Raw genomic sequence first — 19,767 nt, forward strand, 5'->3', positions numbered from 1 at the left:
AACAGACCCTATGCACATCATCGCCGGCCGCTTCAAGGGATTCCCCATCCCCGCAGCCCTCAAGGGTACCCGGCCCACTACCGATCGGACCAAGGAGGCCATCTTCTCCCATCTGGAGTCCGAAGGCCTGCTGTCCGGTGCTCGGGTCCTGGATCTGTTCGCCGGCACCGGGGCTTTGGGATTCGAGGCCCTGTCCCGCGGTGCCCAGAGCCTGGTGGCTGTGGAGTCTTCCGGTCGTGTCGCCGGACTGCTGTCACGCTCAGCCGCCGGGCTGCGTCACCATCCGGCCTGGGATTCAGCCATGGATATTCGCGTCAGCAGAAACCGTGCCGAGCGCTTTGTTCGTCCCCTCTCCTCCGGTCATGAGGATGCAGGTCTGTCCGAGGCCTGCTTCGACCTGGTCTTCATGGACCCGCCTTATGACTTTTCGACTGCGGATTGCCAAAGCATTATGACCGGTCTGACTGGTCAAGGAATGGTGGACGATGGAGGCATGATCGTTCTGGAGCGATCGACACGCACCCCGTCTCCCACGGCTCCTGACGGATGGGCCATTGATCAGGCTCGCACTTACGGCGAGACAGCAGTCTACTATCTGACGGCCCGCTGATTATCGCTGCGTTTTAGGGTTGATCGACCAGATGGTTGATCCAGAGGTCTCGGATGGGTTTCCTGCATGTCCCAGCCCAGGTCCTCCAAGAGACGACGGTCTTGCTTATCAAGGGCGGAGCAGTCCAATCGGGCAATCAGATCGGGACGGATTCGACTGGTTCGCCTGATGGCCTCGTCGCGCCGGAAACGGTCCACCTTTCCGTGGTCACCGCTGGTCAGTATCTCGGGCACGGCCATGCCACGCCAGGTGGTGGGACGCGTGTACTGGCGATATTCCAGCAGCGGCTCATCCCCGGTGTAGGACTCCTGCACGATGGATTCAGGATTGCCCATGAAGCCGGGCAGGAGCCGGGTTATGGCCTCCAGCATGACCGAGACGGCCACCTCGCCCCCATTGAGCACGTAGTCGCCGATGGAATACTCTCTGACGTCGACCCCCTGATTCCGGTAGTAGACGGGGATGCGTGCGTCATACCCTTCGTAGCGGCCGCAGCCGAATACCAGCCTCTTCGCCCGTGACAGCTCTGTTGCGTCGGCCTGGGTGAACAGGGGAGCGGATGGGTTGGGGAAGATCAGGACTTGTTTGGCCGCGCCGGCCTCGTGGTTGTCTGCAGATGAATCTGCCTCGGATGCTATGCCGTAGCTTTCGTCGCCGGAACTCTTCCTTGCTTCTTTTCGTTCTTCGGCATCGGCAGTGTCGGCTGTTTGGTCGGTGGTGGGTTGTTGCAGAGCCGATCCGTCTGTAACGTTCAATAAATCGTCCAGGCATCGGCCCCAGACTTCGGGTTTCATCACCATGCCCGCTCCGCCGCCCACCGGAGTGTCATCCACCGAGTGATGCACGTCATGGGTCCAATCGCGCAGATTGTGGGCACGTATGGTCACCAGGCCCTTTTCCTGGGCCTTGCCCAGCAGACTGAGTCCGGTTACGTCAAAATATTCGGGGAAGACGGAAACGATATCGATTTGCATGTGACCAACTCTACCCAAGCTTGTTCGGGTCGGGATCGGGCAGAGATTGGCACATCTTTAAGTTCGCCTAAAGGTTGATTACGATGGCGAGCTTCGTTTCCAACGAGTCTGTCAGATTAATGGCTGCTGCGTAGCAACTGTTCGGATATGGTCGGCTCAGTGGGGCTATATCGTCGTCTTGTGTTTGTCGTCATGAGGATTCGTGACAGCGTTGACGGTGAAAAGACAAGGTAAATCTGCATTTATTCTGACTTGATAGATTAATTTTGTGGCAGTAAACTCAAACTCAGATAGTAAAATAAAATAATGCTCCAAATATCAAACACAAACGCGCGTTTTAAGGAGACTCCTTGGAAAAACTTGAGCTCATCCGTCAGAGCCTCATGCCAATCAATGATGCCCTTCCAACATTGTTACCGCAGGCTAGGCTTCGCTCACTGTCGGCCATGAACACGCTTGGCACTCCTCGAATTAAGTATCCGAAGCTCTATGCAGACAACTTCAATGCAACGCTCCGCGCAGAAATCGCAGATGAGCCAATCGACGGCTGGAAACTTACGAAGTCCACCTCTTGTCTTCATCTGCGCAATATCAGTTCAGGCCTCAAGCTTCGATTCCTCAAGAAGTTCAAATTCGAGGGAAGTGTTCCTCCAGCCGGAACGAACTTACGGCGTAGGGAGGCATGGGTGCAACCAGCCATGTTCGACCAGGAGCTTTCCGGCAAGAAGCCGCTGAGCAACTCAGAAATTGTCTTGGTTTGGACTGAAGCAAACGGCATTTTTCATTGTTCCGCCTACCAACCTACTGGAACCGGCCGGTTTCCTAAGGGCGCTCCCTGTATCGCTCTCATGGTTCTTCAGATGGGTGAGGGTTTCAACGGTATGGCATTTAACGGTGATGACGAAGAAAACGAGCTGTTGGTCCCACGCTCAAATACAATTGTCCAAGAAGAAAAGGAAGAGACGAACGGATGAATGAGTTCAACCCCACGCGCATTGAGCTTGCTCGGAAGTATCGGGGTTGGACCAAAAAAGAGCTTGCCGAGCATTCTGGCATGACCCCGACCTACATTGGCATTCTGGTTGGCAATCCGACTGCGAATCTTACGGAATCAAGCATTGAAAAGATAGCCTATGCGACAAGCCTTCCATTGTCTTTCTTTATGCTGCGCGAGCCAGGTCTTGACTGGAATCGTCTAGCCTTTCGCCGCAAGAAAAGAATCACACTGAATCTCAGTAACCGCATCTGCGCGGAGTTCGAAATGTTGACGGACATGGTCTCCAGGGTGAGTTCGATGTCAAATGTGCCGGATGATACTGCCTCCTGGCTTGATGAGATTGCGCCTACCTTGGACCCGCGGGCACAGGGAGTCCGCGACATCGCGGCCAACACGCGTGCGATACTGGGTCTGCCTTCCACGGGAGCGGTGCGCAACATGATTCGAATCGTGGAACGTAAAGGAGTGATCATTGCGCCGCTGACGACGAAGGTGGCTGATTCAGTCAGTGATGGAGTTACTTACCCAGGCAAGGCTCTTATAGGCTATTTTCCAGAAAACAAGCCTGGCGACCGGCTCAGATTTACTATTGCTCATGAGCTGGGTCATCTGGTGCTGCACCGGTACCGCCGTCCCAAGGATGTGTCCTTGATGGAGAGGGAGGCTAACGAGTTCGCTGGTGAATTCCTTCTTCCTGAGTCTGACGCACGAGCGGTCATCAGCCCGAGCATGATGCTCGAGGACTACCTGTACGTAAAGTCCGGGTGGGGAATTTCCGTTGGTGCGGCTGTGCGCAGAGCTTTCGATTTGGGCCTGATCGATGGGGACAAATACAAATCCCTATACGTTCGCATGGCACAGCGTCACTGGATAAAGCATGAGCCCGTAGAGGTCAAGACGGAGCATCCGGTGCGTCTTGCTCAAATGCTCGGCCGTGCGTTTGGCGGACTGGACGATACCGGTCGTTCTACGGTGCCCAGGGATGGGATTGAGGGATTCCTTGGCATTCCTTTTGAACTGGCGAACGATTGGTGTGACAACAGGCTGACGGAAAAGGCGGCGAGCTGGACGATCATGAGATAGGTTAAACCAGCTACTAGGAACATCTCCATGAAGACCACATTTGTCAGCGAGATATTCGGAAAGAACTTTCATACGGGTAGTGTCAAGTCGAAAAGAATCTCAACGGGTCCTTTGTCGCCGGAACAGACAAAGTATGACTGGAACCGCGAGGGCTAGATTCGTCCAGAATTATTGCAGGCGCGGCGAAGTTTGGAAAATCAACGGACGGGTTGCTTAGTCTGGTCGATAATGAATGTAAGTTGTTCGAAACCGCGTCAGTGCAAACAGCAAATCTCAATGCTATCAACTTTCCCAAACCTGTTCGGGTAAGGCGTGCGCGCCAGGAGAGGTACGCCTGCTGGTGCTACACTGTCTGGGTCTACAAGTCGCGTATGAATCCGGCTTGGAAGATGTCATCAACGCAGCCAGAGAGCTATAACCGTTGCGTAAACAGCAATGAGAGCGGCATCGGATGATGCCATGCCGTACGGATCCGTGGTGATGGCTATGCGAACAGTCTGATGTGTGAGGAGCGGACGGTCCATGGTCGACCATGTTGATAAGAAAACAAAACTGCTGATTACCGGCACTGCCGGGCTCGCCTTCTGCGGGGTCCTCTTGGAGACCTCGCTCAACGTCACCTTTCCGGAGATGACCCGGTACTTCAAAACCGGACTGGGCACGGTCCAATGGCTGACCACCGGCTATCTGCTGGTGGTGGCCTTGACGGTTCTGGCGGCCGCCTGGCTGGAACATTCATTCACTACCCGCGCATTGATTCTGACCAGCGTGGGAATATTCCTGGGCAGCGATCTGATGTGCATTCTCGCCCCATGCTTTCCCGTTCTTATGGCGGGGCGCCTCCTGCAGGGCATCAGCACCGGTATCGCTCTTCCCTTGGTCTTTTCCCTGATTATGAAAAAGGTTCCTCTTCACATCCAGGGCCGCTACGTGGGCAGCGCCGGCATGGCGGTGGCTCTGGCGCCCTCCCTGGGCCCGACCTTCGGCGGAGCCGTTATCCAAGCCTCTTCCTGGCGGGCCATCTTCCTGATCGTGCTGCCCATCGAGCTGGTCTTCGGGCTCATCGCCCTCATCTCGGTTGACAGGGAGAGCGCCCACGTCAGTCCCTTCGCCTGGCTCCAGTTCCTTCTTCTGGGTATTTTCCTGACCGGTCTGACCATGGGTCTGAGCACCTTGGATGTGCATGGTCCTATAACCTGGCTGTCCTTGTTTATCGGGGCCCTGGCCCTTGTTGCAGGGGTCTGGGCTCTTGCCCACCAGAGCACCAGGCTGATCGACATCGCGGTCTTTCGGAACCGTACCTTCACCCTGGCCCTGATCCTCTACTTCCTGGTCCAGTTCGTTCAGATTGGCCTGACATTCGTCCTGCCCAACATGGCCCAGTCCGTCCTGGGGGAGACCTCCACCGTGGCCGGCCTGCTTCTGCTGCCGGGAAGCCTGCTCTCGGCCCTCTGCCAGCCCATCACAGGCGGCTATCTGGATGGTCATGGCCTGCGTGGACTGCTCGCGGTGGGAAGCACGGCCTTCTTCCTTTCGGCTTTAGGTTTCCTGGTCCTCAGCAGGCACTTATCCGTTCCGCTGATGGTCCTTCTCTATGCCTGCTACATGGTCGGTCAGGCTTGCGTCTTCAACAACCTGCTCACGGTCGGACTGCAGCATATCCCAGCCAAACTGGTGCCTGACGGTAATGCCCTCTTCAACACCCTTCAGCAGTATTCAGGTGCCGCCTCGACCGGCGTTCTGGCCGCCATCATCACGGGTATGCCCAAGGCCAGTGGAATTCATGCCGGCGCTCAGGCCTTCCAGTTCGGAGCAGTCTGGGCCTTCGTATTCGTCTTTCTGATCGTCCTGGGCATCCTCCTGGTGGCCTGGTTCCTGGAGCGCAGCCTGGCCTGTCAGGATAAAGGCGAGGTTCAGGTTGCATGACCTCTGATTGCTTCCGAAAGGCAATGGTTTCAATTCAGGAATGAGATGCCGGCCCAGACGGCCCAGCCTATTGCAAGGACCAGGTAGGGCCACCAGTGCATGCGGGTGATGGCCACGAACTCCCTGATGAAGGCGGTCGGCCAATAGTAGCCCTTGGTGTGTGAGCCGATTCCGTCGGCATTCAGCCCGACCTTGCTGGCATATTCGCTGGCTCGGAAGACGTGGTAGTCACTGGTGACCAGGGCCACCCGGTAATGCTCTGGCCCGGTGCCCATCTCGTAGCGGTCATCCAGAATCTGCTTGGAATAGCGTAGGTTCTCCAGGGTCGTGGTCGACCTGTCCTCCATGATGATGGCCTCGGACGGCACCCCACAGGAGTTGCGCAGATACTGAGCCATGGCCCTGGCCTCGCTGATGGCCTCGTCCGGGCCCTGTCCGCCTGAGACCACGAAGCGCCCGTTTCGTCCCTGCCGCTTCCAGAGGTCTACGGCCTTGTCCAACCGTCCCCGGAGCAGGGGTGTGGGCTCTTCGCCGCGCAGACCGGCTCCATGGATGATGATGTAGTCGTAGCGACGCTTGCGGGGCAGCATCCTGTAAAAGTTGGAATAGAGTAGCAGGGCCAGGAAGGAGAAGAAGAACCAGGTGGCTTCCAGGTCGATCAGCCCGGCCAGTTTCTGCAGCCATGAGGGGGCGCCAAACCCGGCCAGGAGGGGCGAAAGAATCATGTAGGCCACCACGGCCAGCGCCAGCAGTCCGGGCAGCAGAGTGGTCAGGGAGACCCCCTCGTGCCGGATGACGATGACCGTGTTGGCCAGCAGGAAGCAGATCACCAGCAGGGGGGAGAGGATGAGCAGGATGACCAGGGGCAGGATCAGCCAGCGCATCCCGAACTGCAGAAGAAGCGCTCCCCCCAGGGTCAGCAGGAGGAGCAGGAGCCAGATGGCATTGCGGAACTGCCGTGGCTCCTTGTGCAGGTCCCAGAGGAAGAGCAGGCCGAAGATGATGGCGGGTGCATAGAGCAGGAGGAGTTGCAGGTGGTTGGACATGCGCCGATTGCCCCTTTCACGAGAATGGCCGCGCAGGGTCTGACTCCACTGTAGCGAATCGGCCAGTCACCTCCCATCCTTGACATGCCCAGGATTCCCAGACCGCCGTGGTAACATATATGTGGTAAATCTCACACGTTCGGAAGCTGAGTGTGGGCGATTCCCGACGGTGCGAATTCCAGGTCGAGACCATGATAATGATGGGTCCTTTCAAGGATTGCGCATCGGTGTCCGCATGGACGTGGTCGGTCGCAAGGCAGCGATGCGTTGGAAGGATTAGGGGTTCAAGTGATGTTGGGTTTCTCCGCGATCCGGATATGGTTCGGACCTGGCGTGCAAGGTTGTAGAGAGGTGCGGTAATGAAAGTAGTGATATTCTCCACCTGCGTGGTGGACCTCATGTTTCCGAACGTGGGGAAGGCCATGGTGGAGGTACTGGAGCGGTTCGGCTGCGACACCTACCTTCCCAAGGAGCAGATTTGCTGCGCCCAACCCACCTTCAACAGCGGGTATGTCAAGGAGAGCATGCAGGTTATGCGCAATGAGGTCGATGCCCTGCTGAGCGTGGATGCCGACTATATCGTGGGTCCGGCAGGCTCCTGCGTGAATATGCTCAAGGAGCTGCCCTTCCATCTGAGGAACGACCCGGTCTATGCGGCCAAGGCCCAGACCATGGCTGACAAGACCTATGAGTTCTCGCAGTTCCTCTATCGGGTGCTGGGTGTGCTGGATGCCGGCGCCGAACTCGACGCCGTGGCCACCTACCACCGCTCCTGCCACATGACCCGGCTGCTGGGGGAGCGGACCAGCCCCTTCGTTCTGTTGGATCACGTCAAGGGCCTGACCATGGTCCCCCTGCCCCATATCGAGAACTGCTGTGGGTTCGGCGGCATGTTCTCCATGAAGGAGCCTGAGATCTCCAAGCAGATGGTGGATGAGAAGGTAAACGACGTGCTCAGCACCAAGGCCAGCGTCCTCATCTCCTGCGATCCGGGCTGCCTGATGAACATCGGCGGCCGCTTCAACCGGCGCGGCGAGAAGATCACCATCATGCATCTGGCTGAGGTGCTCAATCACAAGGTGGACATGAGCCGCGTCAAGTATGTGGAAGGCCGCTCTGCCGGCGATGGGGCTGTGGGTTCCGTCAGGGCCGCCAAGGAAGAGGGGGCTCTGGTATGAGCAGCATGGTCAATGGCAAGAAGGCCGCGCAGTATCTGCGGACCAGCAAGGCTCCCTTCCTGACCAGGGTCAAGGAGTCCGAACAGGATAAATTCGCCCAGCAGGCCGTGGCCAAGGCCCAGGATGCCCAGTGGGTCAAGCGTGAGGCCGCCCGCCAGGAACTGGGCAACTGGGAACAGTGGCGCGACCTGGGCGAGCAGATCCGCCAGCATGTCATCCGCTACCTGCCTGACTACCTGGAGGAGTTCTCCGACAACGTGGAGAAGCGCGGCGGCCATGTCTTCTTCGCCCAGACCGACGATGAGGCTGCCCAGTACATCAAGCAGATCGCCATCGAAAAGAAGGCCAAGCACGTCGTCAAGAGCAAGTCCATGGTGACCAGCGAGATCAACCTGGACCCCACGCTGATGACTGTGCCCGGCCTGGAGGTGCTGGAGACCGACCTGGCCGAGTTCATCCTGGAGGAGGACGACTGGGACCAGCCCACGCATCTGGTCTTCCCGGCCCTGCACAAGAACCGCGAGCAGGTTCGCCAGGTTTTTGAGAAGAAGCTGGGTTACAAGGGCGACAACGACCCCCAGCACATGGCTCGGTTCTCGCGCAAGGTTCTGCGCAAGCACTTCCTTGAGGCGGACATGGGCATCACCGGCTGCAACTTCGCCGTGGCCGACACGGGCATGATCAACCTGGTGACCAACGAGGGCAACGCCGACCTGGCCATGTGCATCCCCAAGACCCAGGTGGTGGTCATGGGCATGGAGCGTCTTGTGCCGACCATGAAGGAGGCCGAGACCATGGACAACATGCTGGCCCGGTCCGCTGTCGGCCAGAAGCTGACCTCCTACCTGACCTACACTGCGCCACGCACAGACCAGGAGTCGGATGGACCGGACGATGTCTATGTGGTCATCCTGGACAACGGCCGTTCAAACGCGCTGGGAACGGTCTTCGAGCCCATCCTCCAGTGCATCCGCTGCGCCTCCTGTCTGAACGTCTGCCCCATCTACCGGCACATCGGCGGCCACGGCTATGGATCCATCTATCCGGGCCCTGTTGGCTCGGTGCTCTCGCCGGTGTTGGACGGGGGTTACGACGACTTCGGGGACCTGCCCTACGCCTGTAGCCTGTGTGCGGCATGCACGGCCACCTGCCCGGTCAAGATTCCCCTGCATCAGCTCATGATCGAGCACAGGCGGATCATGATGGATGACCAGTCCCAGGCCAATCTGATCGACGACACGGTCATGAGGGTCATGGGTCTGGGAACCGGTCACTCCTCGCTCTTCCGCACTGCCCTGGGTGTGGATCACACCATGCTGACCCCCATATCCAAGAAGCAGCCGGAGACGGCCAAGAACCTCTTCGCCAGTGATCGGCATGTGGAATGGATGCCCTTCGTCTTCGGCGGATGGACCAAGGTACGTGATCTGCCGGATCCGCCCAAGCACGGGGAGAACTTCCGCAGTTGGTTCGCTCATCACAAGAAGGAGCAGCAGGCATGACCGATCGTGAGGTATTCCTGGATTACCTGGCCAAGAAGAGCGGTCGGCCCCGCCACCAGCTCAAGGATCATCCTCTGGTGCCGGTCAACGATTTGCCGGAGACCACCCTGTCGGGTCATACCCAGGACGAGCTGCTGGAGATCGCCCGGAAGAGCAGCGAGGCCGTCCATGTGGACTTCCGCACCTGCACCAAGGCTGGTCTGCCCACCGCCTTGGATGAGTTCATCGATTCGCGCAAGGACGACAGTGACCATGTGATGCTGCCCACCTCCGACCTGTTTGCTGACTTCGGGCTGGAGGAGTGGAGGGACGGCCTGAACCCACCCGCCACTTTCTGGAAGCCGGGGGCCAGCCGCGAGGAGAACATCAGGACCGCCGACGAGTCCGGAACGGCCATCGCCTTTGCGGACTTCCTGCTGGCCGAGTCCGGCACCATCACCGTGGCTACCACCCCGGGTCAGGGCCGTGCCTTCCACTTCCTGCCGGTGCACTATCTGAGCATCATCCGCAAGTCCAAGATCCTGCCCCGAACCCGGCAGGCCATGGACTATTATGATCCAGCCTTGGTCTCGGGTGAGCTCAAGACCTCCAACATCAACTTCATCACCGGCCCCTCCAACACGGGCGATATCGAGATGGTGATCGTGGTGGGCGTGCATGGTCCTCTGGATATGACCTACTTGGTGGTTGAAGACATGTAGCTCAATAAGATTTCCTGCTTAGGCAGGGCGCATTTCCCGTAAGTGGGGAGTCAGCGGCTCGAAGAAGGACGCCGACTCCCCACTTACACTTTTGCTAATAGGCTGGTTCAGCCCAGGCCAGGCAGGAGCCCTCCAGGTGGATTGATGGCCACGTACCCGTTTTCAATATCAACCCGGGGCACCAGGGCTTCGACGAAGGGTATCAGCCCTTCCGCTTCCTCTTCGCCTTCTTCGGCGGCCATGCGAATCTGCAGCTGCTGCTGGGCTACACCGTCCAGTACGTCGCTGACTTCGCCGACCACTCGTCCGGACGGTTCACCCAGAGAGTTGCCCGGGGCCATGCGGACCTCGAGCCCGATCAGATCCTCGGGATACCAGGCGTCCTCCTGTGCCAGCTCCTCGGCTGGATCAGCCTGGACATACAGTTCGATGCCGTTCAGAGCTTCGGATGCGTTCCTGTCTTCCACCCCTTTGAAGAGGACGATCCAACGCTGCTTGAAGCGGCGGGATGAGACCACCGTGAAAACCTGCCCGTCCTTGGTCTGCAACCGGGTGTCGGGGGCGAAGCGCCGCTCGGGCTCATCGGTGTAGGCATACACGTTGACCTCGCCCTTGAGTCCCTGGGCGCGGCCGATACGGCAGACCCTCAGCAACCTTTGCTGCTGAGGGTCCGGACCCTGCGGGTCGTGATTGGTGGACCGGCTGGGGCTCACCGGCGCACATCCATGATGTCGACGCGCACCTTGTGGTCGGCCAGCGCCTGGATCACGGTACGGATGGCGTTGGCGGTCCTGCCGCCCCTGCCGATCACGCGGCCGATGTCCTCGGGGTTGACCCGCACCCGCAACAGCTCTCCGCGAGAGTTCTCGTGGGACTTGACCGACACGTCATCGGGAAAGTCCACGATATTCCTGATCAGGTGTTCAACGGCCTGTGCAAGCATGATAGCCGGTCCTTCCAATCCTTAAGTGAATGTGCCTTACTCAGCCGCCTGCTCGGTCTGGGCGGCATCCGCCGACTCATCGGCCTTGGGGGCTTCCTTCTCCGCCTGGGCCTTGGCCTTGGCGTCAGCCTCGGACTTGGCGGCCTTGAGCTTCTGGGCTTCGTTCTGTGCCTGCTCGATGCGGGCCTGGGCATCGACCTCGGCCTGCGGCACCTTAAGGGTGCCTTCCTTGCCGGGCAGATCCTTGAACTTCTGCCAGTCGCCGGTGATCTTCAGAAGATTGAAGACAGGGTCGCTGGGCTGAGCGCCCACACCCAGCCAGTACTGGGCGCGCTCGGAGTCGATCTTGATTGAAGAGGGCTGGGTGTTGGGATCGTAGGTGCCGATCTCCTCAATGACCTTACCATCGCGCTTCTTGCGGGAATCGACCACGACGACGCGGTAGAAGGGGTAGAACTTCTTGCCCATTCTCTTCAGACGAATTCTGGTTGCCAAAACGGCTCTCCTTGGTACTTGGTGTGCCCGGCGGCGTCTCCATGTGGGGCATGGTGGCGCTCCTGGCGTGTTCCTCACGACCGTCGGAATGAGAGGGCTCCTCCGGACATGAATAACAGCAAAAGTATACCTCAACCGGAGGATATGGCGGGTGGTGGACCTGTATGGTGCTCAGAGCCGACGCGGCAGAGTCAGACGGGCCACTAGAGCCCGGTGGTCGCTGCCTGGAATCCGTAGGGCATGCATGGATTGTGGGACCAGGTCGCCGTCCGTCAGAATATGGTCGATTTCAATCAACGAGGGCAGCGTGCTTGCCGATGGGAAAGTCAGGTGGCTGCCGGCTTTCAGATGCACAGAAGCGTCATGCAGCCCGGATTTGGCCAGCATGGCCCGGAAGGTCGGGTGCTGCAGGGTGGCGTTGCAATCGCCCATGACGATGGTGGGTACGGGCGGATGGCTCAGCCTGGCCAGGGCAGCGATGCCCCTGCCCCACTGCCTGGCGCCTCGTTGGGGTGATTTAGGATGAACGCTGGCCACTCGGATCGGTCCGGAGCTGGTCTTGAGCTCGACCAGGGGTACTGCAGCCGCCGGAAGGTCCAGGGCCGACGGGGAGGCCTTGACGGGTTGGTAGGCCGAGAAGATGGCGTTGTAGCCGCCGTTGTCGTCAGGGCTTGCGGTCCCCTGTGTCAGGTAGGGCAGGAGCTGATTCAGACCTGCAGCCTGGAGCGAATCCGGCAGCTTCCCCCTTACCTCTTGCAGGGCCAGCACTTCTACTCCATAGGTGCGTACGCAACGAACGACCTCTTCAGGATCGGCCCGGCCGAAGCGACAGTTCAGGGTCATGACGCTCAGTTCATGGTCAGAGGATGATTGACTGGTCCTGTCTGCCGGAGGTAGCCGGTAGCGCAGGCGCTGGCAGCTGACCAGAGTAAGTTCGATCAGCGCAAGCAGGCATTGGGGCCAGGCGCCTGCGGCGACCGTCCATATCAGTATGGCCAGCAGGGGAACGGTCAGCAGGTCAATCAGGGCGATCAGCTCCACCAGGGGGCGGTGCCAGTCAGCTCCGGCAGGCAGGAAGCGCAGGGCCATCCATAGGGCGATGAGCCCCAGGAGAATCCAGAGAAGGGTGTTCACGTGCCATTGTCTCCTGCAGGAGGGAGGGGTCAGCGGCCGCCGAAGAGACCGCCCAGTCCGCCGCCAAGGTTGGGTGGCAGGTCCGGCAGGCCTTCAGGCATCTGCGGAGTTTCGGGGCGCTTGGCGAAGGCCGAGCCGCCCGAGGATTTGCCCTTGCCGGAAAGGCGCTCGCGTAAAGCCTTCTCTTCGGCCTCCCGCTTCATGGGATTGCCTGAGCGGGAACCCTTACGGCCTTTCTTGCCTTTTTTGCCCTTCTTGCCGCCGGCAGCGCCCATGCCGCCCATGCCTGGGATCGAGCGGCTGCCATTGGTCATCCGCTTCATCATCTTGGCAGCCTGCTCGAACCGTTGCAGCAGGCCGTTGACGGCAGAGACCGTGGTGCCGGCGCCATAGGCGATCCGGGCCCGTCGTGAGCCGTCGATGATGCTGGGGTCGCGTCGTTCCTGGGGAGTCATCGACTGGATGATGGCCTGGGTTCGATCCACCTCCTTTTCGTCGAACTGCTCAAGCTCCTTGCGGTGCTGGGCCATGCCTGGAATCATGCCCAGGATGCTCTTGAAGGAACCCAGCTTGCGGACCTGCTGGAGCTGCTCCAGAAAGTCGTCCAGGCCAAAGCTGCCCTCGGACATCTTCCCGGCGGCCTTGCGGGCCTCCTCCTCGTCGAATTGGCGTTGGGCCTGCTCGATCAAGGTCAGGATGTCGCCCATGTCCAGAATGCGGGAGGCCATCCGGTCAGGGTGGAAGACTTCGAAGTCCTTGAGGCCCTCGCCGTTGGAGTCGAAGAGGATGGGCTTGCCGGTCACCGAGGCCACCGACAGGGCAGCGCCGCCGCGGGCATCGCCGTCCAGTTTGGACAGCACCACGCCGGTGAAGTCCACACCCTGGTCGAAGGCCTTGGCTGTGGCGACCGCGTCCTGGCCGATCATGGCATCGATGACGAAGAGGATCTCGTCGGGGTGGACGGCGTCGCGGATATTGCGGGCCTGCTCCATCAGTTCCTGATCCACGCCCAGTCGACCGGCCGTATCAATGATGACCACATCGTAGAGCTTGTCCTTGGCCACTCTGATCGAGTCGGCCGCCACCTTGACGGGATCGCCCGTGACCTGTCCGGGGGCCGCCAGCTCGGATCCGCTGGTCTGCACGCCTGGCTCGGGTGCGTATACCGGCACTTCGGCCCGCTCGCCGACCACCTGGAGCTGGGTGACCGCGTTGGGCCGCTGCAGGTCGGCCGCCACCAGCAGGGGGGTGTGGCCGGCATCCTTGAGCCAGTATCCGAGCTTGCCGGCCAGCGTGGTCTTGCCTGCACCCTGCAGGCCGGCAAGCATGATGATCGTGGGCGGGTTCTTGGCGAAATTGAGTGGTCGATCCACTCCCGCGCCCAGGATGCCGGTCAGTTCGTCGTAGACGATGGAGACCACCTGCTGGGCCGGGTTCAGAGCCTTGGAGACCTCCTCGCCCAGGGCGCGTTCCCGGATGCGTCCGGTAAAGGAGCGCACCACGTCCAGGGAGACATCGGCATCCAGAAGGGCGCGGCGGATCTCGCGGATTGTGCCGTCGATGTCGGCCTCGGTCAGCTTCCCCTTGGAGCGCAGGTGGGTGAAGGCCTGGGAGAGCCGATCGGTCAAAGATGAAAATGCTGCCATAGTGCCCCAAGTCTACCTGTCAGCCGGGAGATTGGCTGTTGATTCCGTAAGGCCTACCTGGATGGTTCTGATATGGAACAACGATTTTGTTCGGTTGCAGAATGCATGCTACCCTGAATTTGCAACGTTGCAAATCACTATGAACCGGTCGGTCCGGCTCGCAGGGTGTCGATGTTTGATGCCCGGGGGTCGACGGGTTCCGAAGAAACGATGCAGGGTTGCCGGCATACGGGTGTGCCGGTCCCATCGAGAGGAGCAAGAGGGATTGTGAGTGTCTTCAAGGAAGAAAGACACGGGGGAGGTGGAACCCACATGCCCCTGTTTGCGCGGCGTTGGCTCAGGCTGTTGCTGAGCCTGGCGGCCATATGTGGCATGGTGGTCTCGACCGCAGGCTGTGGCGGCGGCGATCAATCCGCCAAGGAAATCTACTTCTGGAATGGTTTGACCGGCGATGACGGCCCGGCCATGCAGAAAATCATCAAGGCCTTCAATGCACAGAGCCCCGAGTACAAGGTGGTCTTCCAACCCATGAACGGCGGGGATCTGACCACCAAGATCTACAGCGTCATGCAGACCGGGAAGAACATCCCCGATCTGGTCATCAACGACTCGTTCTCCACTTCGGTACTGCAGAGCCAGGGGCTGCTCAACCCCTCGTCGGTGTGGACCAGGTACCACCCGGAGCTCAAGGAGTCGAGCTTCCTGCCGCAGGCCTGGCAGAACACCGTGGTCAAGGGCAAGTCCTACGGCATCCCTCTGTACATGTTCCAGATGGCCATCTATTACAACAAGGATCTGATCCACAAGTACGGCCTGGACTATATCCTGGACGACCGGCTGGTCACCACCGATGAGATCGCCTCCATGAAGGGCAAGCTGCCCAAGGACGTCTACGGGCTCTGCCTGGGCAACCTGCCCTGGGCCATGATGTCCCTGCTATACAGCACCGGCACCAACATCGAGGATGGCGTCAAGGACATGACCGGTCCAGGCTGGCGCAAGCCGCTCAAGGCGCTGCGCGATCTCAACGACCAGGGCATGCTCTCGCCCATCGACAGCGACGGTGAGCAGGTCTTCGCCTCCGGGCATGCGGTCTTCGGCATGCTGGGCACCTGGGCGCAGGGCAACATGTCCTCCACCCTGGGCAAGGACAAGGTTGGCGAGATCAACACCCTCCAGTACGGCACCGAGCACCCCTCCAACTTCCTGTACCAGCAGAACTGGCTCCAGCTCAAGGACAAGAACCGGCCCGAGGCCAAGGTCAAAGCGGCCGCCGACTTTGTGGACTTCGTCTACAAGCATTGGATGATGTGGTCGGACGTGGGATCCATATCGCCGGCCTACCGTGACCTGAACAACCCGGAATACCAGAAGCTCATCCAGGCCTCTTTCACCAACGACAAGCGTGAGAGGCAGTGGATCAAGACATCCAACTACATCTATGGCGGCTATGCCACAGCCGGGTGGGGATCCTTCATGGACATCGTCTATCGGAACATCTCCCTGGAGGAAGGTCTGAAGACGCTTGATCTGATGACCCAGGGCCAGATCCAGATTCAGGAGCAATCATGAGCGCACACGGCACAACCGCAGTCATGGGTGGACAGGGCAAGCGTCGTCCACTGGGACAGAAGTCCTTCTGGCATGCCTTCCCCTACATCGCCCCGCACATGGTGGTCTTCGCCATCTTCGGAGTCATCCCGATCTTCTTCGGCATCTACCTGGCCTTCACCAGGTGGAACCTGGTCGGTTCCCCGACCTGGGTCGGCCTGGACAACTTCAAGCTGATCTTCGACAAGTCCACCTATTTCTACTCCATCTTCTGGAGGGACATGTGGCACACGATCATCTTCGTGCTGATCAGCGTGCCCCTGACCATCATCGTCCCCCTGCTGCTGGCCTGGGCCCTGCAGACCAAGCACCTGAAGGGAGTGGGGCTTTTCCAGGCCATCTTCTACGTGCCCGGGCTGATCTCCGTGGCCGCAGGAGCCCTGGTCTGGCGGCTGGTCTTCAACTCCCAGTTCGGCCTGCTCAACACCACTTTCCGGTGGGACATCAACTGGCTGGGCAAGCAGCCTTGGGCCTGGATCGCCATCTTCGTCCTCAGCCTCTGGGGAGGTATCGGTGGCAACCTGATCATCTACCGTTCGGCCCTGTCCGGGGTAAGCCAGGATCTGTATGAGGCGGCCTCGGTGGACGGTGCCGGACCCATCCGGCAGTTCTTCAGCATCACCCTGCCAGCCATCAAGCTGCCGCTCTTCTATACGACCATCATGACCACGGGCGGCGCCTTCAACGTCTGGGGTCAGCCACAAATGCTGACCGGCGGCGGTCCTGCCTACACTTCGCAGGTGCTGCTGATGGACATCAGGAACCTGGCCTTCCCGCAGGGGCCTTCGGCCGCCGGCATGGCCTCCGCAATGGCCCTGCTGCTGGGGATCATCCTCATGCTGATCTCCCTGGTCCAGATATTCTTCATGAACAAGGAGGACTGACAATGAGTTCGGCAACCCTTGATATGTCATCCCTGGGCAAGGGGCTCAAGGCTCCTGGCCCCAGCGCAACGGTTCCCGGCGGCGAGAACGTGCCCGAAAACCACCACAAGGTGCTCAAGCCTTCGTTGGTGGCCATCTATGCGGTGCTGATCGTCCTGGCTGTGGTCTGGATCATTCCCGTGGTCTACACCATAACGACATCATTCAAGTCACCCCAGGAGTTCCTGAAGAACGCCTACAACTTCCTGCCCGCGCACTGGGTCACCGTCAACTACCTGACCCTCCTGCAGGCCTCGGCCTCCTACCCGGTCTTCAACTGGCTGGGCAACTCGCTGATCATCTCGCTGTCGCACGGCATCCTGGCGGTCTGCGTTGTGGCTCTGGCAGGGTATGGCTACTCCCGCATCAACTTCAAGGGCAGGGACACGCTCTTCTTCGTCCTTCTGCTCATCTCGATGTTCCCGGGTGTGGTCAACATGATTCCCTCCTACCGCATCGTGGCCACCTTCGGCTGGATCAACTCATACTGGTCCTGCATCATCCCCGGCTTGGGGAACGTGGCCAACATTTTCCTGGTGCGCAACTTCATGAAGGGGATCCCCAAGGAGATCGACGAGGCCGCCGAGATTGACGGCGCCGGCGACTTCCGCATCTTCCGCAGCATCATGCTGCCCTCCATCCGCCCAATCCTGATCGTGATCTTCCTGTTCGCCTTCACCGGCGCCTGGAACGACTTCCTCTGGCCCACCCTGGTCTTCAACGACATCAAGAAGACCCCGGTCACGGCCGGCCTGCAGCTTCTGGGCAACCAGATGATGCAGTACAACCAGATGGGCACGCTTTGCGCGGCCACCTGCCTGGCCATCATCCCCACCCTGCTGCTCTTCGTGTTCGCCCAGCGCTACTTCCTGCAGTCGCTGAACATCACCTCGGGCCTCAAGGGCTGAACCAGGAAAGGCGGCGACAATGGCAAAGGAAAACCGTAGGGATCATCTGGCGGGCAAGGACGTAGCGAGCAGAAGGACCGAGAAGATCATCCTCCTGGTGGCGGCAGCCATCAACGTGATCATGGCCTCGGTCACCATGTTCATCTACTCGCCCTGGTTCAAGGACGAGGGCTATGCCATCCTCGGCCGGGCCGGACGTCTGGCCGACGACATGGCCACAGTCAACGGCGCGGCCACCGTGGCCCAGTCCTACGGTTTTCTGTTGCTCATTCTTGGGGCGGTCTCCTTCATTGTGGCTCTGCGGGCCATGCGGCCCTCGACGATTGTTCGGGGGGTGCAGTATTGGATGATCTTCTGCATGGTCTTTTCCTTGGCCACGGCGGATTGGCTTTCGCTGATCGCCTACGGCCTGGCCTTTGTCACCTATGTGGCCAGGAACAAGACCATCCGCCGGATCTCGTCGAGTCGAAGGTGACCAGCTCCTGGGGCCTGCGGCGCCCTTGATCGCTGCGCTTTCAACCCCCTCTGCATTGTTCGAAGCCATCGGGCGATGTAGAGGGGATTTTTGGTTTTGAGGCGGTCTTCTTCTGCGTGCCCTGTTGACATGACCCCGGACCGGCTTCTATACTGAGTCGAAACGATTCGATATTTCGGGTGCATCGACGGAGATGGTCAGTGCCCTGCAATCCGCCCGAAGTCGAAACCTTTCGATAAGTCGAATCGCAGTAACTGGATGCAAGGATGCAAGGAAGTTAGGAGCCATCATGAAGATCAAGAGAGGGATCGGGGCGGCCTTGGCCTTGGCCATGTCGATCCTGCCGCTGGCGGCCTGCGGATCGGGGGGCGATGCTCCCCAGGAAGCCCATCCGTCCAGCATCAAAATCTGGTACTACGAGGAGCCCAGCAGTGGTCAGGCCCGGGGCTGGCTGAAAGCTGCCGATATCTTTACCCGACAGACCGGCATCAAGGTGGATTTCGAGGTCAAGTCTTTCACTCAGATCGCCCAGAATGGCAGCCAGTTCCTCAACTCGGACGACGCCCCGGACGTCATGGAGTCCAATCGCGGCAACGGCTCTGCCGGGGTCCTGTCCACCCTGCAGCTGCTGACCGACCTGAAGCCCTATGTGCAGAAGTACGGCTGGGACAAGAAGGTGCGCGGCCAGGCGGCGGCGGTGGGCAAGTACGACAAGCGCGGCGTCATGGACGGGGATACCTGGTATGGGGTTTCCTCCTATGCGGAGATGCAGCGCGTCTACTACAACAAGGACCTCTTTGCCAAGTACAAGATCCCCATCCCGCAAACCTTTGACCAATTCGTGGCAGCCCTCAAGGCCTTCAAGAGCCACGGGGTCACGCCCATAGCGGCCGATGCCCAGGAATACGGGGTGCTTTGGCTCTGGTGGCAGCTGGCCATGACCAAGGCCGATGCCAAATTCGTCGACGACTGGCAGCTCTACAAGCATCCGGTCAACTGGCGCAGCGAGCCGCTGACCTTCGCAACCAACACCATCCGTGACTGGGTCGACAAGGGATACATCTCCAAGAACGCCACCGGCATGAAGGCCGAGGATACGACCACGGCATTCATCAAGGGGACCTATCCCATCTACCAGACCGGCACCTGGAACCAGACCCGCTTCATGGAACAGGTGAAGACCTTCGACTGGACGGCATCCATCTTCCCAGGGGCCAGGATGGTCGAGGGCTGCGCGGGCAACCTGCTGGTCATCCCGCAGAAGTCACGGCGCAAGGATGCCGCAGCCCGCTATATCAATGTGGTCCTGTCCAAGGAGGTTCAGAACTACATCGGCAACAAGGGCGGCGTGCCAGTGGCGGCCGACACGGATGCCATCACCAACCCCAAGAGTCGTGATCTGGTCAATGAATACACCAAAGCCTCGGACGCCAGCCGGATGAGCTACTATCCCGACTACCCTGCGCCCAACCTGACCGACGCCATGCCGGCCGCCTTCCAAGAGCTGGTCAACGGCACCAAGAGCCCCGACCAGGTTTTGGACACCCTGCATAAGAACTACGACGACGGCGTCGCCCAGCTCGATCTGGATGACGACTGAGCTGCGTCAATCCGC

At 59.8% G+C, this 19,767-nt stretch carries 19 protein-coding genes; 12 read left to right on the top strand and 7 right to left on the bottom strand.

The genetic code is table 11. The features are described 5' to 3' along the window. The first annotated feature begins 10 nt into the window (after positions 1-10). Entirely contained in the window at positions 11-610 is a 600-nt protein-coding gene (gene rsmD / locus JF70_RS01445) for a 16S rRNA (guanine(966)-N(2))-methyltransferase RsmD (protein WP_045935023.1), read from the top strand. Here rsmD and trmD read toward each other — a convergent pair. Beyond that, a complete protein-coding gene (gene trmD / locus JF70_RS01450; protein ID WP_045935024.1) occupies positions 592-1,584 on the bottom strand; it encodes a tRNA (guanosine(37)-N1)-methyltransferase TrmD in 993 nt (330 codons plus the stop codon). The two genes, rsmD and trmD, sit on opposite strands and share 19 nt — an antisense overlap. A 350-nt stretch (positions 1,585-1,934) precedes the next feature. Here trmD and JF70_RS01455 point away from each other — a divergent pair, with 350 nt between their 5' ends. From JF70_RS01455 to JF70_RS01465, 3 genes are all read left to right on the top strand, one after another. Beyond that, entirely contained in the window at positions 1,935-2,558 is a 624-nt protein-coding gene (locus tag JF70_RS01455; RefSeq protein WP_045935025.1) for a hypothetical protein, read from the top strand. Continuing rightward, a complete protein-coding gene (locus JF70_RS08420) occupies positions 2,555-3,664 on the top strand; it encodes a helix-turn-helix domain-containing protein (protein WP_052690669.1) in 1,110 nt (369 codons plus the stop codon). Before JF70_RS01455 ends, JF70_RS08420 begins: the two co-directional genes overlap by 4 nt. A gap of 522 nt (positions 3,665-4,186) precedes the next feature. Continuing rightward, complete coding sequence (locus JF70_RS01465) at positions 4,187-5,590, top strand: MFS transporter (RefSeq protein WP_045935026.1); 1,404 nt, start codon at positions 4,187-4,189, stop codon at positions 5,588-5,590. Between the two features lie 29 nt (positions 5,591-5,619). Here JF70_RS01465 and JF70_RS01470 read toward each other — a convergent pair whose 3' ends face one another. Next, entirely contained in the window at positions 5,620-6,636 is a 1,017-nt protein-coding gene (locus JF70_RS01470; RefSeq protein WP_045935027.1) for a YdcF family protein, read from the bottom strand. Between the two features lie 359 nt (positions 6,637-6,995). Here JF70_RS01470 and JF70_RS01475 point away from each other — a divergent pair, with 359 nt between their 5' ends. Genes JF70_RS01475 through JF70_RS01485 form a run of 3 tightly spaced genes read left to right on the top strand, consistent with a single transcriptional unit; the run spans position 6,996 to position 10,017 of the window. After that, on the top strand, positions 6,996-7,814 hold the full coding sequence (locus tag JF70_RS01475; RefSeq protein WP_045935028.1) for a (Fe-S)-binding protein: 819 nt from the start codon (positions 6,996-6,998) through the stop codon (positions 7,812-7,814). After that, complete coding sequence (locus JF70_RS01480; protein ID WP_082069326.1) at positions 7,811-9,316, top strand: LutB/LldF family L-lactate oxidation iron-sulfur protein; 1,506 nt, start codon at positions 7,811-7,813, stop codon at positions 9,314-9,316. Before JF70_RS01475 ends, JF70_RS01480 begins: the two co-directional genes overlap by 4 nt. Next, positions 9,313-10,017, top strand: coding sequence for a LutC/YkgG family protein (locus tag JF70_RS01485; RefSeq protein WP_045935029.1), 705 nt, complete (start codon positions 9,313-9,315; stop codon positions 10,015-10,017). Before JF70_RS01480 ends, JF70_RS01485 begins: the two co-directional genes overlap by 4 nt. Positions 10,018-10,124: 107 nt before the next feature. Here the strand turns inward: JF70_RS01485 and rimM are convergent, their stop codons facing one another. The 5 genes from rimM to ffh form a co-directional block, all read right to left on the bottom strand. Then, positions 10,125-10,730, bottom strand: a complete 606-nt coding sequence (gene rimM / locus JF70_RS01490; RefSeq protein WP_045935030.1) for a ribosome maturation factor RimM — start codon at positions 10,728-10,730, stop codon at positions 10,125-10,127. Then, positions 10,727-10,960, bottom strand: a complete 234-nt coding sequence (locus tag JF70_RS01495; RefSeq protein ID WP_015021362.1) for an RNA-binding protein — start codon at positions 10,958-10,960, stop codon at positions 10,727-10,729. The genes rimM and JF70_RS01495 overlap by 4 nt, the downstream gene beginning before the upstream one ends. Before the next feature lie 36 nt (positions 10,961-10,996). Then, positions 10,997-11,455 (bottom strand): 30S ribosomal protein S16, encoded by a 459-nt coding sequence (gene rpsP, locus JF70_RS01500; RefSeq protein ID WP_045935031.1) that lies wholly within the window; start codon positions 11,453-11,455, stop codon positions 10,997-10,999. Between the two features lie 171 nt (positions 11,456-11,626). Beyond that, entirely contained in the window at positions 11,627-12,589 is a 963-nt protein-coding gene (locus tag JF70_RS01505; protein ID WP_045935032.1) for an endonuclease/exonuclease/phosphatase family protein, read from the bottom strand. Between the two features lie 29 nt (positions 12,590-12,618). Then, positions 12,619-14,235, bottom strand: coding sequence for a signal recognition particle protein (ffh, locus tag JF70_RS01510; RefSeq protein ID WP_045935033.1), 1,617 nt, complete (start codon positions 14,233-14,235; stop codon positions 12,619-12,621). Positions 14,236-14,547: 312 nt separating this feature from the next. Between ffh and JF70_RS01515 the strand changes: the two genes are divergently transcribed. From JF70_RS01515 to JF70_RS01535, 5 genes are all read left to right on the top strand, one after another. Further along, positions 14,548-15,807, top strand: coding sequence for an ABC transporter substrate-binding protein (locus JF70_RS01515; protein ID WP_082069327.1), 1,260 nt, complete (start codon positions 14,548-14,550; stop codon positions 15,805-15,807). After that, the gene (locus JF70_RS01520) at positions 15,804-16,730 is read left to right on the top strand and encodes a carbohydrate ABC transporter permease (protein ID WP_231578788.1); all 927 of its coding nucleotides are present in this window, start codon (positions 15,804-15,806) and stop codon (positions 16,728-16,730) included. Before JF70_RS01515 ends, JF70_RS01520 begins: the two co-directional genes overlap by 4 nt. A 2-nt stretch (positions 16,731-16,732) precedes the next feature. Further along, positions 16,733-17,677 carry a carbohydrate ABC transporter permease gene (locus tag JF70_RS01525; protein ID WP_231578789.1) on the top strand — a complete coding sequence of 315 codons (945 nt, stop codon included), beginning with the start codon at positions 16,733-16,735 and terminating at the stop codon, positions 17,675-17,677. Between the two features lie 19 nt (positions 17,678-17,696). After that, positions 17,697-18,152, top strand: a complete 456-nt coding sequence (locus tag JF70_RS01530; protein WP_045935034.1) for a hypothetical protein — start codon at positions 17,697-17,699, stop codon at positions 18,150-18,152. 289 nt (positions 18,153-18,441) lie between these two features. Continuing rightward, the gene (locus JF70_RS01535) at positions 18,442-19,752 is read left to right on the top strand and encodes an ABC transporter substrate-binding protein (RefSeq protein WP_045935035.1); all 1,311 of its coding nucleotides are present in this window, start codon (positions 18,442-18,444) and stop codon (positions 19,750-19,752) included. The last annotated feature ends 15 nt before the right edge of the window (positions 19,753-19,767 follow it).

It is taken from the genome of Bifidobacterium mellis, from assembly GCF_000967265.1.
Lineage (GTDB): Bacteria > Actinomycetota > Actinomycetes > Actinomycetales > Bifidobacteriaceae > Bombiscardovia > Bombiscardovia mellis.